The organism is Vibrio sp. Y58_MX_L22 (assembly GCF_024181865.1).
Classification (GTDB): domain Bacteria; phylum Pseudomonadota; class Gammaproteobacteria; order Enterobacterales; family Vibrionaceae; genus Vibrio; species Vibrio alginolyticus.
The window spans coordinates 444,383-457,851 of record NZ_JAMZAN010000002.1; the positions used below are offsets into that span (position 1 = coordinate 444,383).

General features: G+C 45.1%; 15 protein-coding genes. 5 read left to right on the plus strand and 10 right to left on the minus strand.

The genetic code is table 11. From position 1 onward, the window contains the following. Nucleotides 1–134: 134 nt before the first annotated feature. Complete coding sequence (locus NL626_RS07095) at nucleotides 135–767, plus strand: thiol:disulfide interchange protein DsbA/DsbL (protein ID WP_005375635.1); 633 nt, start codon at nucleotides 135–137, stop codon at nucleotides 765–767. Between the two features lie 13 nt (nucleotides 768–780). After that, entirely contained in the window at nucleotides 781–1,254 is a 474-nt protein-coding gene (locus NL626_RS07100; protein ID WP_054578695.1) for an FKBP-type peptidyl-prolyl cis-trans isomerase, read from the plus strand. 82 nt (nucleotides 1,255–1,336) lie between these two features. On the opposite strand, the gene cyoE is transcribed toward NL626_RS07100, so the two are convergent. The 4 genes from cyoE to NL626_RS07120 are packed head-to-tail and all read right to left on the minus strand — an operon-like array spanning nucleotide 1,337 to nucleotide 4,577. Further along, nucleotides 1,337–2,236, minus strand: coding sequence for a heme o synthase (cyoE, locus tag NL626_RS07105; RefSeq protein WP_005375639.1), 900 nt, complete (start codon nucleotides 2,234–2,236; stop codon nucleotides 1,337–1,339). Next, nucleotides 2,229–3,248 carry a heme A synthase gene (locus NL626_RS07110; RefSeq protein WP_182039330.1) on the minus strand — a complete coding sequence of 340 codons (1,020 nt, stop codon included), beginning with the start codon at nucleotides 3,246–3,248 and terminating at the stop codon, nucleotides 2,229–2,231. Before NL626_RS07110 ends, cyoE begins: the two co-directional genes overlap by 8 nt. An 11-nt stretch (nucleotides 3,249–3,259) precedes the next feature. After that, the gene (locus NL626_RS07115) at nucleotides 3,260–3,796 is read right to left on the minus strand and encodes a hypothetical protein (protein ID WP_017635864.1); all 537 of its coding nucleotides are present in this window, start codon (nucleotides 3,794–3,796) and stop codon (nucleotides 3,260–3,262) included. Next, nucleotides 3,786–4,577 (minus strand): SURF1 family protein, encoded by a 792-nt coding sequence (locus NL626_RS07120; RefSeq protein ID WP_195723057.1) that lies wholly within the window; start codon nucleotides 4,575–4,577, stop codon nucleotides 3,786–3,788. Before NL626_RS07120 ends, NL626_RS07115 begins: the two co-directional genes overlap by 11 nt. Here NL626_RS07120 and NL626_RS07125 point away from each other — a divergent pair. Next, nucleotides 4,576–4,812, plus strand: a complete 237-nt coding sequence (locus NL626_RS07125) for a DUF2909 domain-containing protein (protein WP_005375504.1) — start codon at nucleotides 4,576–4,578, stop codon at nucleotides 4,810–4,812. The two genes, NL626_RS07120 and NL626_RS07125, sit on opposite strands and share 2 nt — an antisense overlap. Nucleotides 4,813–4,836: 24 nt before the next feature. Here NL626_RS07125 and NL626_RS07130 read toward each other — a convergent pair whose 3' ends face one another. The 4 genes from NL626_RS07130 to coxB are packed head-to-tail and all read right to left on the minus strand — an operon-like array spanning nucleotide 4,837 to nucleotide 9,124. Continuing rightward, nucleotides 4,837–5,721, minus strand: a complete 885-nt coding sequence (locus tag NL626_RS07130; protein WP_005385214.1) for a cytochrome c oxidase subunit 3 — start codon at nucleotides 5,719–5,721, stop codon at nucleotides 4,837–4,839. A gap of 51 nt (nucleotides 5,722–5,772) precedes the next feature. Next, the gene (locus NL626_RS07135; protein ID WP_005385211.1) at nucleotides 5,773–6,312 is read right to left on the minus strand and encodes a cytochrome c oxidase assembly protein; all 540 of its coding nucleotides are present in this window, start codon (nucleotides 6,310–6,312) and stop codon (nucleotides 5,773–5,775) included. Nucleotides 6,313–6,332: 20 nt separating this feature from the next. Continuing rightward, nucleotides 6,333–7,964: a cytochrome c oxidase subunit I gene (gene ctaD, locus NL626_RS07140; protein WP_005375510.1), complete on the minus strand. Its 1,632-nt coding sequence runs from the start codon at nucleotides 7,962–7,964 to the stop codon at nucleotides 6,333–6,335. Beyond that, nucleotides 7,961–9,124 carry a cytochrome c oxidase subunit II gene (coxB, locus tag NL626_RS07145; protein ID WP_005385208.1) on the minus strand — a complete coding sequence of 388 codons (1,164 nt, stop codon included), beginning with the start codon at nucleotides 9,122–9,124 and terminating at the stop codon, nucleotides 7,961–7,963. The genes ctaD and coxB overlap by 4 nt, the downstream gene beginning before the upstream one ends. 330 nt (nucleotides 9,125–9,454) lie before the next feature. Here coxB and NL626_RS07150 point away from each other — a divergent pair, with 330 nt between their 5' ends. After that, a complete protein-coding gene (locus tag NL626_RS07150; protein ID WP_154203950.1) occupies nucleotides 9,455–11,149 on the plus strand; it encodes a phospho-sugar mutase in 1,695 nt (564 codons plus the stop codon). A gap of 99 nt (nucleotides 11,150–11,248) precedes the next feature. Here the strand turns inward: NL626_RS07150 and NL626_RS07155 are convergent, their stop codons facing one another. Together NL626_RS07155 and NL626_RS07160 are read right to left on the minus strand one after the other, a co-directional pair. Beyond that, nucleotides 11,249–11,671: a GNAT family N-acetyltransferase gene (locus NL626_RS07155; RefSeq protein WP_005375519.1), complete on the minus strand. Its 423-nt coding sequence runs from the start codon at nucleotides 11,669–11,671 to the stop codon at nucleotides 11,249–11,251. 79 nt (nucleotides 11,672–11,750) lie between these two features. Next, the gene (locus tag NL626_RS07160; RefSeq protein WP_005375522.1) at nucleotides 11,751–12,383 is read right to left on the minus strand and encodes a LysE family translocator; all 633 of its coding nucleotides are present in this window, start codon (nucleotides 12,381–12,383) and stop codon (nucleotides 11,751–11,753) included. A 229-nt stretch (nucleotides 12,384–12,612) separates the two neighbouring features. On the opposite strand from NL626_RS07160, the gene NL626_RS07165 reads away from it, so the two are divergent. After that, nucleotides 12,613–13,440 (plus strand): AraC family transcriptional regulator, encoded by an 828-nt coding sequence (locus NL626_RS07165; RefSeq protein WP_005385198.1) that lies wholly within the window; start codon nucleotides 12,613–12,615, stop codon nucleotides 13,438–13,440. Nucleotides 13,441–13,469: the final 29 nt, after the last annotated feature.

Consider the following 13,469-nt stretch of genomic DNA (forward strand, 5'->3'; position numbering starts at 1 on the left):
AAAATACCCTACCCTTACAGTCCATACGTCAGGCAAAGTCTGTTACCAATGGTCTCACTTTATTGTTATTTAATGGTTTTAGTCACTATCGTTAACCGATAAACTAACGCAAATTTCTCATTTAGAGCACTACTATGTTAAAAACCATATCGAAAGGCTTTGCTGTTGTTGTTGCCGTAATGGCTTTGTCGGCATGCGATAGCGGCAAGAGTCAGCCTCAGCAAGGCAAACAATACGAAGTTTTGCCAGTATCCCTTGAAGAATATGATTTAGCTCCCCTGACTGAAGCATTCTCTTTAACTTGTGGCCACTGCCGCTCAATGGAAGAGTTTGTCCCTCAAATTGAATCATTGACCGATCAAAGCGTTGAAAAAATGCATGTAACGTTCAATGAAAGTGCACAAGTGAGCGCCATCATCTTCTATACTGCCGTAATGCAGCTTGAATCAACACCAGATAAAGCGTTTATGGCGGATCTTTTTACTGCTGTGCAAATGGGTGCCGATGCAACGGCTGAGGAACGCCAAATCGCCGTAGAGAAAGCCTTTGAGTCTCGCAACCTTATCAGCCCTTACCATTTAGATGAAGCACAGCAAAAAACGCTGTTTGAGTACATCACTAAGGCAGAAGCGATCACGACTCGCGGCCAAATTAACTCCGTTCCAGCCTTTATCGTAAACGGAAAATATCAAGTGATTACTGGTGGTCATGACAGCGTTGAAGCCATGGCAGAAACCATCAACTTTTTGCTAAAACAACCTAAATAGACAAGGAGATCACGTGTCTAAATTTTTGTTTCCTCTTATTATTTTTATTTTGGCGGGCTTTTTCATTTACCGTACTTGGACAAACCATAAAGTAGCAGATGAAAACTTTGCCAAAGGCCAAGCATTCTTACTAGAAAATGCGAAAAAAGAAGGCGTTATCACAACAGAAAGTGGCCTTCAATACATGGTTCTTGAAAAAGGCGAAGGTGAGGTTCACCCAACTGCAACAAGTAAAGTAAAAGTACACTACCACGGCACCTTGATTGATGGCACGATATTCGATAGCTCTGTTAATCGTGGTGAGCCTATTTCATTTGGTCTTAACCAAGTCATTAAAGGCTGGCAAGAAGGCCTACAATACATGGTAGAGGGTGAGAAAATCCGCCTTTTCGTACCAAGCACGCTTGGCTATGGTAAGAGTGGCTCAGGCCCAATTCCACCAGCAAGTGTTTTGATCTTTGATGTTGAACTGCTAGAAATTCAATAAATCTAGAAAACTTTGTCTTAAAACCAAAGTATCAAAACCAAAAACGCCGCGAACCACGCGGCGTTTTCTGTTTTAAGAAAGGTTAAAAACCAATATAGTGATCCGAAAGCAATGCAATGAACAACGCCAAAAGATGATAGATAGAGAATTTAAACGTCTCCATCGCGGTATTTGGCTCTGGTGCATATTTTAGCTTCCATGCATGGTACATAAAGCCAACATTGAGTAGTAGTGAGGCAAAAAGATACACCACGCCGACCATACCAACCAAAACCGGTAGGACACAAACCAAAGTCAATAGCACCGTATACAACAGAATAGAAGTTTTGGTGTACTCAATGCCGTGTGTCACTGGCAGCATGGGAATATCTACCTTGCGGTAATCCTCGACACGATGAATAGCCAGAGCCCAAAAATGTGGTGGCGTCCAGATAAAAATGATCATCACGAGCAGCCAAGCATTCGCATGTAATTGCCCTGTTACCGCAGTCCAACCGAGAAGAGGCGGCATCGCACCGGCAATCCCTGCAATGACGATATTTTGGGGCGTAGCACGTTTGAGGTACATTGTGTATACCATCGCATAGCCGAGCAAACTCATCAAAGTCAACCATGCCGTCAGCGGGTTGACCATCGCATATAGAAGTACAAACCCTAAGACACCTAAAACTGTAGCGAAGGCTATCACCGATGATGGTTTAGTCTCACCCGATGGCAATGGTCTTTTGTGTGTACGTGCCATTCTCGCATCAATTCGGCGGTCAATTAGATGATTAAACGCTGCCGCAGACCCTGCCATCAGACCAATCCCCGTTAGGCCAACTACCGCCTGCAACCAGGGGAAATCATCAACCGGGGCTAAGCTCATCCCTACTACTGCCGTCACCAACATTAACGCCACCACTTTAGGTTTCGTTAACTTCAAATAAACGGAACTTAGTCGCTTTCGCCCATTTAACGACAGCGCGATTTCTTTACTCATAGCGAACTCCTTTCGCGGTGTAATTCCAAGCCGTTTTACCCTGCCACAAGTAAAACTGGCTAACACAAACGAGACTCAACATAACAGCGGCACCAAGGTTGTGCGCCACCGCGACATAGATAGGAAGTTGAAATACTACGTTGCTTACACCCAGCATAATTTGGCACACCAGAGTGAATAACAACCACCCTCCGATTCTCTGTGAATGATGAGAATCTTGCCTCATAAGCCCAATACTATAAGCCAATACCACGGTGGCGGTAACAATAGCGCCTATACGATGAGTGACGTGTATAGTCATTCTTGCCGGATACTCCAAAACACCAAATTCATAATTCTCGAATCCAGTTTGCCAGAAAGAAAACGCTTCTTTCCATGAGAGATGGCTCATCCAGTCTCCCTCACAAATCGGCAGTGTGGTACACATCAGCGCAGCATAATTTGACGAAGTCCACCCTCCAAGGAGCACTTGCACCAAAACAACCAGGAAAACCAACAATGAAAAGCCTCTCAGAGAGCTAGAAGATGGAGAGAAATAGAGATTGTCTTGCGCTTTTAATTGGCAGTAAAAAATCGCCTGTGACGCCAATAAAACAAAACCACCGAGCAAGTGAAGCATCACGATGACGGGCATTAATTTAAGAGTAACTGTCCACATTCCCAAAAGTGCCTGCCCAATCACCAATACGCTTAGCAACATTGGAATGGTTGAATTTACACGCTCAGACCTTACTGATATCGCTGCCATCGCAAAAATGACTAAACCTAACGTTCCCGCAAAATAGCGATGAATCATCTCAAGCCATGCTTTCTCATGCTCTACTGCCCGCTCGGGGAAGTTCAGGTTAGCACGTATGACGTCTTCTTCTTGATGCGGCACAGAAAAGTGCCCATAACAACCAGGCCAATCCGGGCAACCTAACCCTGCATCTGAAAGGCGAGTATATGCCCCTAACATGATCACCACGAGAGTTAGCAGCAAACTGAATCTAACCAACTGAATTAATTTCATATGCACTTCCTCTAACCGACTCGTGACAGTTTTAAGAGCTTGCGTAAGTCCGCCAACATACCTTTATTCAATAGGACTAAGTCCTCATTTGGTTTCGGCGAGTAAGACATCACCAGTTGCCCAAGAGGATCAACGATCAACATTTGCCCAGGTTTCACTTTTGCGGTAACCAATTCATTCATTTGCATCGCTAACATCGATACTTCCATGGGATCTGAATGCTCAGTCTGCCAAACGACTGGCACTACTCGCTCTTGATACTTACCTAAAGCAACATGGCTTTGCTGAAGCAGGTAAAGCTGCTGTTTACACTGTTCAGTGCATTCGTTAGGCAATACATAAGCGAGTTGCCAACCATGGTCTTTGAGAGGTGACTCTTGACCAAGTTGCTCTAACGTCGTGTATGGTTCGACTAACTCGCCTCTATTGGTCACTCCGCTTTGATACCACCCTTGTGTGAGAATGACTTTTGCAATGACAGCGGGAAGCGCGAACGTACAAACCAGCGCAATCAACATTAGTCGTCCTTTGGTTACTTTAGATGTCATGCTTCACCTCCATGTGACGCAACTTTTTTTGCCAACGAACAAAAACAATTAAAGTCAGTAATAAGAAAACACCTGCCATCGAAAACCATTGAATCGAATAGCCAAAATGTTTGGCACTATTGAGTGGCAATGGATTCCAAGGAAAGTCATAGGGCCAACGAGTTAAATTGTCTGGCTGCAAGACTGCGGGCATAAGTTCAATATTCAGTAGCTGATTCAATTGCGCGATGTTTAGGTTTTGCACGCGAATAACATCGCCAACTTCCGGCATTAACTCTGAACTCAGTGGATTAGTAGATTTTCGGTACAGGCGTCCTGTGATGAAAGTCGAATTATCGAGTTTGGTGACCGTTGGTAACACTGAGCGTTCTGCTCTTCCCTCGACAAAACCAAGCTCCAATAACGCGTAGGCACTAGGCTCATCGATCGTCAATACAATCTGAAATGCTAAATATCCCACACTGCCTTGATGCGTTTGGTTGTCTAACAAAATTACGGGAAACGCCTGAGGAACAACATTAACTTCCACTTTTTTCCCGAGGATACTTTCCTCTCGCCAGTCGTTGTCTTCAAGAACGACGCTTAGTGCTTGGTACGCACTATCCGCACGCGCGAGAATGGCTTGTTCCAATGCTTGTTTTTCTTGCCCTCTCTCAAACTGCCAAAAACCCAGTTTGACCAAAAGAGAAAACACAACCACAGTTAAACCAACTGCAACCCAAAACCGTTTCGATAGCCATAATTGTCTTGATAACAACAATGATGAAACCGGAGGTGCCATGTCCACCGTATTTCTATTCAAACTGACGCTTGTCCTTTTGCTGCTTTTCATTATCTTCAACCTCGCAAAAGCGCTTATCGAAATGGTTCGTGAAGACCCAGATAATCCTGAAAAAAGAGACAAACCCATGAGTCATTACTTAGGCCGTCGAGTCATGTTCTCCGCTTTGGTGGTCGTCCTTTTGCTTATTGCGCTCAGCTCGGGTTGGCTAGCACCAAACCCTCGCCCTTATTAGTCGAACCAAGAGTTCACACTGCGCCTAAAGTACGTAAACAAACACAAACAGACATAACCAAACCACATCCACGAAATGCCAATACCAGCTGCCCGCTTGAAAGGCAAAATGGTTCTTTGGCGAAAAGTGATCTTTAGCGATTCTGAACAGCAGCACGATCAAGAAGATAGTCCCAAGACAAACGTGTAAACCGTGGAACCCCGTCAACATGAAGAACGTGTTACCGTAAATACCGGACTGCAACGTGAGCCCTATGTCTTGATAAGCATGAACATACTCAACCGCTTGGTAATATAGGAAAAAGCCAGCAAGTACGATGGTTATCTCTAACCAAACAATCAGTGCCGTTCTTTTGTCTTGTTCAAGGCTTATATGCGCCATATGTAGCGTAATAGACGACAATAGCAGCAAGATAGTATTGGTAAGGGGTATGCCCTGCCACGGCATAGCTTGTGTTGTTTCTCCCCCCGGTGTCAGTGTGAGTGGCCACATCGCTTCGAAGGTTGGCCACAGGACTTCGTTGGTCATGAAGTTATTATCTGCCCCACCTAACCAAGGCACAGAAATCATTCTGGCGTAAAACAAGGCACCAAAAAAGGCACCAAAAAACATCACTTCAGAAAAGATAAACCAGCTCATTCCTTGGCGAAAAGAACGAGTAATTTGCGAGCTGTATTTTCCACTCAGTGATTCAGTAATCACATTACTAAACCAACCAGCCAACATGTAAAGCAAGAACAAGAAGCCCACCGCTAGCACAATGCCACCAATGGTTCCCACTGCACCGTCACTTTGTGTCCCCTGGACGGTCATGCCCGCGCCAACAGCAACCAAAAACAGAGCAAATGCACCGATGATCGGCCAGCTACTTTGAGCGGGAACATAATATGTTCCTGGCTTGTTACTCATAATTTCTCTCCTTACTGACCAACCTTGGTCTGTATCTCTCTCCCTGAGTGGCTAAGAGCCTGTAGGAGGGGGAAGTTTATAGAGTGTGTAAGACAGCGTTAACGTGTGTATAGACTCCGGCAAGTCCGGTTCGATATAAAAAATCAACGGCATTTGAGCTTGCTGTTTACCATCCAGAGGCTGCTGGTTAAAACAAAAACACTCAATCTTATTGAAGTAAGCAGCTCCAGTCCCGGGAGAAACAGAAGGAACGGCTTGCCCCACCAACTTCTGCCCGCTTTCATTAAATGCAAGGTATTCGGTTTGTACGACTTCACCTGGGTGAACATCCATCGAAATCACTTTGGGTCTAAACTCCCAAGGCATATCTGGGCTGACATGCGCCATAAACTCCACGCGAACAGTTCTGCTCATGTCCGGTTGCATACCTGTCGGTTGAATGGCGGCTACTTCACTTGTCTTTCCATTGATTCCCAGTGCGTCGCACATCACGTCATAAAGTGGGACCAGTGCATAGCCGAAGCCAAACATTAACAGGGTCGCCAAAAGCAACTTCACGGTGAGCTTCTTGTTTGATGGATTCGGTTTCATGTCACTCACCCCACTCTTTGCTAGTCAATCTTAGGCGGTGTAGTAAACGTATGATGCGGCGCAGGGCTTGGCACTGTCCACTCTAAGCCTTCCGCACGTTCCCACGGTTTTGCAGAAGCCTTCTCCCCGCCACGAATACACTTGATCACCAACCATAAGAAGATCAGTTGTGACAACCCAAATGCAAACCCACCAATTGATACTATTTGATTAACATCAGCAAACTGAATGGCGTAATCCGGTATGCGCCTTGGCATGCCTGCTAAGCCTAGGAAGTGCATTGGGAAAAACAGGACATTGACGGAAATAATTGAGCACCAGAAATGCCATAAACTCAGCTTGTGGTCGTACATATTGCCCGTCCACTTAGGTAGCCAGTAGTATGCTGCTGCCATGATCGAGAATACCGCACCAGATACCAACACATAATGGAAATGGGCAACCACGAAGTAAGTGTCATGATATTGGAAATCCGCCGGCACAATCGCCAACATCAGTCCCGAGAAGCCGCCAATAGTAAAAAGCACAATAAAGGCAATGGCAAACAACATTGGCGTTTCAAATGTCAGAGCTCCACGCCACATGGTGGCAACCCAGTTAAAGACTTTAACCCCCGTTGGTACCGCAATCAGCATAGTGCAATACATAAAGAAGAGCTCAGCAAAAACTGGCATCCCCGTGGTAAACATGTGGTGCGCCCACACAAGGAAAGATAACAATGCAATGCTGCACGTCGCGTAAACCATCGAATGATAACCAAACAGCTTCTTACCACTGAAAGCAGGCAGAATAGCGGAGATGATTCCAAACGACGGTAAAATCATGATGTACACTTCTGGGTGACCAAAGAACCAAAAGATGTGTTGGAACATTACCGGGTCACCACCACCAGCTGCGTCAAAGAAGCTAGTCCCGAAATATTTGTCAGTAAGAACCATGGTCACCGCACCCGCTAGTACCGGCATAACCGCGATCAACAAGAAAGCGGTGATTAGCCAAGTCCAAACAAACATTGGTAACTTGAACCAAGTCATTCCCGGAGCTCGCATATTTACGATCGTCACGATAACGTTGATCGCGCCCATAATGGAGCTGATACCCATGATATGAACAGAGAATACAAACAGCGCAGTGCTATCCGGGCCATAAGTCGTGGACAGCGGAGCATAAAACGTCCAACCAAAATCAGGACCGCCGCCAGGTAAAAACAACGAGCTCAACAAAATAAGAAATGCAAAAGGTAAGATCCAAAAGCTCAAGTTGTTCATGCGCGGCAGCGCCATATCTGGAGCGCCGATCATCATCGGAATCATCCAGTTAGCAAGACCAGTAAATGCTGGCATCACCGCACCAAATACCATCACTAAACCGTGTACCGTGGTCATTTGATTAAAAAACTGCGGATCGACTAGCTGTAGCCCTGGCTGGAACAGTTCGGCACGAATGATCATTGCCATCGCACCACCTGTTAGAAACATCGCAAAGCTAAACCAAAGGTAGAGGGTGCCTATGTCTTTATGGCTTGTAGAATACAACCAACGAGTGATGCCCTGGGGTGCATGATGCTCGTGACCATCATCGATCGCAATGGTACTGTTCGCACTGGCTTCTGCTGGCGCAGACTTCACTGCCTTATCTATTGGCTTACTCATATTTCCTCCTTAGCACTGCCTTGTGCCTTAAAGGCATTCACATCGGATGCTTGCACTGTATCGCCAGTATCGTTGCCCCATGCATTTCGTTGATATGTGATAACCGCGCCAATTTCTTTGTCACTTAACTGATTAGAAAAAGCCTGCATTGCGGTGCCCGGGCGACCGTTGACAATAATATCTATGTGCTCTGTAACATCTCCGGTTGCAATAGGACTGCCTTTAATCGCGGGAAATGCACCCGGAATCCCCTCACCATTTGCCTGATGACACACAGCGCAACGCGCCGTGTATATCGATTCGCCTTGCGACATCAATTCGTCCATAGATAAGTCTTGAGAGAGCGCTTCTTGTGCCGCCGCTTTTTGAAGCGCGAGTTCTTCCTTCTTACTCGCTAGCCATTCATCGAACTTTTCTTCTTCCATCGCATGCACCACCACTGGCATAAATCCGTGTGCACGACCACATAGCTCCGCACACTGACCGCGATATACGCCTGGCTCATCAATTCTTGTCCATGCTTCATTGATAAAACCTGGAATGGTGTCTTTCTTGACGGCAAAGTCTGGTACCCACCAAGAGTGAATGACATCATCAGAAGTCATCAAAAAACGCACTTTGCGATTCACAGGCAACACCAAAGGGTTGTCTACTTCCAGTAAGTAATGTGCGCCTTTAGCTTCGATTCCATCAATTTGTTTTTGGCTGGTGGCAAGCAAACTAAAAAACTCAACATCTTCGCCAAAATAGCTGTAATGCCATTTCCATTGCGAGCCTGTGATCTTGACCGTGATATCCGATTGGCTTGTGTCTTCCATTGCTACTAGAGTTTTTGTTGCGGGAATCGCCATAGCGACAAGAATGATGATGGGTATGACCGTCCAAATAATTTCCACTTTTGTACTTTCATGGAAATGTGCGGCAACTGCTCCTTTTGACTTGCGATGACGGAAGATGGAATAGAACATCACACCAAAAACAATCAAAGCAATTACACAGCAGATATAGAAAATCAGCATATGTAATTCATACACTTGCCCACTTATCTCTGTGACCCCTTTTGTCATGTTGTAGTCATTTTCCTTTGACCAACCAAAAGAGGAAAATGTGATTAAAATCACATTCAGTGATAAGGCTAGAGTAGTCGTTAATCTTTTCAAAAGATCTCTCCTCTGCTCAGCCGCTACGCCTACGCGAGCTTCCTTGCGTCCCGATGCAAATATCGAACAACTTTACGAAAAATCACAAAAACTACGATTTCGACACGGTTTGTTATATTTATGTTAAAAGGCTAGTTATAGTTCCAAGGTTCTTCAAGAAATTAAATATGATTAAATTTTGTTCGGATAAGAAAAATTAATTCGGTTTATCGATTGCCCTCTTTGAAATGTAATTGAGAACCATTTACATTGATTTAAAAGAAAACATTGAGATACTTACCAAACGAAGTGTCCAAGAAAGTAGGCTCCCCCTACTAAGGAATGACTGATATGACAGCACTAATTACGCAATGGCTAGAACGAGACCCTGACCCTAAGACTCGTGAAGAGCTACAACACCTCGTCGATACGAACAATGAACAAGAGCTTACTGATCGCTTTGGCTCACGCCTTGCCTTTGGTACTGCAGGCTTACGTGGCAAAGTGGGCGCAGGTCCAAACCGAATGAACCGCTTGGTGATTCAAGAGACCGCCACTGGTTTAGGGAACTATTTGCTTGAGCAAGTCAAAGATGCCGCGAGTCGTGGTGTCGTTATTGGCTACGACGGTCGTCCCGATTCAAAACAATTCGCGCATGATACCGCATCCGTACTGACGGCCCTTGGTATCAAGGTTTACCTAACGTATGACGTTGCAGCAACCCCAATTGTTGCGTTTGGTGTCCGTACATTGAGTGCTGCGGCCGCTGTTGTTGTTACTGCCAGCCACAATCCACCAGAATACAATGGCTTCAAAGTATATTGGGAAAATGGCGCACAGATTATTCCTCCACACGACTCTGGAATCGCAGCGAAAATTGATGACGCAACAACGAAGCCATTACCTTTAATGTCTCTCGATGATGCAAAACAGCACGGTTTGTTAGTTTGGTTGGAAGACGACTACTACCAAACTTACCGTAAGACAATGAATGAAAACGCGCTGCTTACTCCTGACAACAATACCGATATATCTATTGCTTACACCGCAATGCATGGCGTTGGCGCGAATATGGCGGAAACGCTACTTGCCGACGCAGGCTTCCAAAAAGTGGCAAGTGTTAAGGAACAACGCGAACCTGATGGAAGCTTCCCAACCGTCAACTTCCCAAACCCTGAAGAAGCCGGTGCAATGGATATGGTGATGGCATTAGGTAAGTCCGTAGATGCCGATATCGCTTGCGCGAACGACCCAGATGCGGACCGTTTTGCCGTGGCAGTTAAACGCCCAGATGGCGAGTATCAAATGCTAACGGGTGATCAGGTGGGCTCACTGTTTGGCGATTACTTGTTGGAACAGCAACCTAACGCTTTGGTTGGCAACACCATCGTATCCTCAAGAATGCTGAGCAGCATCGCTAAGGCGCATGGCGCACAATACTATCAAACATTAACTGGCTTTAAATGGCTTACTAACGTTGCCATGGAACAAGAGACAGAAACCAACCCATTCTTGTTTGCTTATGAGGAAGCGCTCGGTTATACCGTGGGTAACAAGGTGTGGGATAAAGATGGTTTATCTGCAATCGTCGCGTTTTCACAGCTAACAGGCAAGCTTAAAGCGCAAGGTAAAACACTGTGGGATAAACTGGAAGAGCTGTACCGCGAGCACGGTTTCTACTTCAACGCGCAACGCAGCATTGCTCTCGACCCGAACTCTCCACCAATCGGCGACAAACTCCGAGCAAATCCACCAACAGAGATTGCTGGTAAAAAAGTTGCAGTAACCGAAGATCTAAAAACATCGGTTCGCATGTTTGACGACGGCTCTGAAGAATCCATTGACTTACCGGCAAGTGACGTATTGATTTATCACCTAGAAGATCAATCACGCGTGATTGTTCGTCCTTCTGGTACTGAGCCAAAACTAAAATGTTACTACGAAGTCATCAACCTCTTCCCTGCGGATATGAGCTATGAACAAGCACAGCAAGCAGCAGAAGCGAAGATGAACGAACTTATCGACGCGCACCAGCAAAGTTTGTAAGTCAAAGAGAAACATAGATATTTGATACAACAAGAGGCGCAAATTCGCGCCTCTTTTTTTGATTTTAACGAGAACAAGTCAAGCTAACCCGTGCTTTCCCTAGCCTACAATTTCCTTTTGTAGAAAGTACTTGTGGATCCCCTCTGCAGGATAGCCTGAGTACTGCCCCACTTTCTCAAAACCCAATTTGAGATAGAACTCAAGAGCTTGAAAGCTGTAGGTATCCAAATAAACATGGGTAACCCCATGAGGCTTTACTTTTTGTTCTAGCATCGACATTAATTGGCTACCGAGACCAGAGGTTCGACTTTCAGCGTCTACCCACAAAAACTCAACAAATACCGTATTTTTAAACATTTCGCCAGTCAAGCCACCCATGATCTTGCCATTCTCATCTTTTGCGAAACAGCCTACAGCATGCACTTCCCCTTCAGGTAAATGCAGTCGGTTATAAGATCGAATACCTTCACGAACAAAATCAAGGTCTGTTTGATCTGGATTTAAACAAAATTCAAGCTTCATATACCCTCTCCTTAGGAAACACCAATATCCTAAAACAAAAAGCCAGCAATTGCTGGCTTTCTGATGGAATATGATAACTTTACAAGGCGAAACTACTCAGCATCCACAACGCCAGAATAACAAACACTAACCCCATTAGTTTATGTTGATACGTGCGGAATTTTTCGTTCTCGAGCAGCCCTTTGCCCAATGTGCCTGCTAACCCAACAAGTAATAAATTGAATGACAAGCCAAGAACGTTCAACAATAACCCTAGCGCTAGCATCTGCTCACCAGAAGATGCCGTGATATTGCTTGAGACAAACTGCGGCAAAAACATCACAAAAAAGACTAAGGCTTTAGGGTTGAGCAAATTACTCATCAAAGCACGTTGATAATAAGTTGATGCCATTTTGTTTTGACCATCAAGCTCTGGAGCCGAAGATGCCTCAGCTCGTAAGCAGTCCCAACCCATTTTTAACAAGTAAGCGCCACCTAGTAGATGAAGGACTTTAAGGGCTATTGGGCTCATGGCAATCAGGGTAGATACGCCCATCGCAGCAAGCAAAGTAAGAATAACACCAGACGTCGCATTGCCTAAGCTAGCAAAAAGACCGACCTTCTTACCGTAACTCATACTTGAGCTCGCTATCAGCAACATATCGGGCCCTGGTAACAGCAACAAAGCCACTACTGCGGTGAGATAAACAGGAAGTACAGATAAATCAATCATGATGGAACCGCTTTTCTACAACAAGGCGGCGAATGTTATACCAACAAAATGACATCATCCAGCCCAAAATAGCCAAGATAACTCAAAAAATAAAAATCATAGTTTGCCCATATGAGAAATAGCAATCAATTCGCCTGTTTATCAAAATCGAATAGCAATTTTGTACAAAAATAAGCACGATGGATCCGTTACACTTCTAAAATGATTTTCTTGAGCAGACCGGATAAAGATGAAAGAAAAGAATAAGGAAATCGCTACCTTCAAGATAGCTCAAGAGCTCGGCGGTTTAGAACTTCTCGATGCAAAGTATGAGAAGCAGAATTTTTCACGCCATAGCCACGAAGGTTACACTATTGGTGTCATCGAAAAAGGGGCACAACAATTTTTTAGGACGGGCGGGAATCATATCGCGCCACAGGACAGCATCATCCTTGTTAATGCAGATGAAGTACACAACGGGCATTCAGCCTCGGAAGGCGGCTGGGAATACAAAGCAATGTACCCCGTACCTCAGCAGTTTCAAACTTTAGGACAAGAGCTTGGCTCACCAAATGTAGCTCTACCCTATTTCCCTCAACCTGTGGTTTACGATCCTGAGCTGGCTAGTCAGTTACGACTGGTATTTGAAACACTAGAAAAATCAGACAACCGTTTATTGAGAGAAACTTTGGTTTACGGCACGTTGATCAAGCTAGCCAGTAAACACAGCACTCATCGGGCACCACTGAAAGAGTCAACCAGAGCTCAGCGACAAGTGCAGCTCGTCAGAGAATTTTTGGAAGACTTTCCACAAACGGACGTCTCACTAGAAGAACTCGCGAAACTGTCTGGATTAAGCCCTTTTCATCTGCTGAGAGAGTTTCAAAAGCAATTTGGCTTTCCGCCTCATGCCTATCAAATTCAGCAACGTTTACGTATGGCGAAGAAGCTACTAAAAATGGGACAAAAAATTTCAGACGTGGCACAAGAATGTGGCTTCCATGATCAGAGCCATCTGCATCGACACTTTAAAAAAGCCATGGGCGTCACTCCCGGCCAATACGTCCGTCACAGCTAAAGCAGCAATATTGTACAAGGCGTTATGCG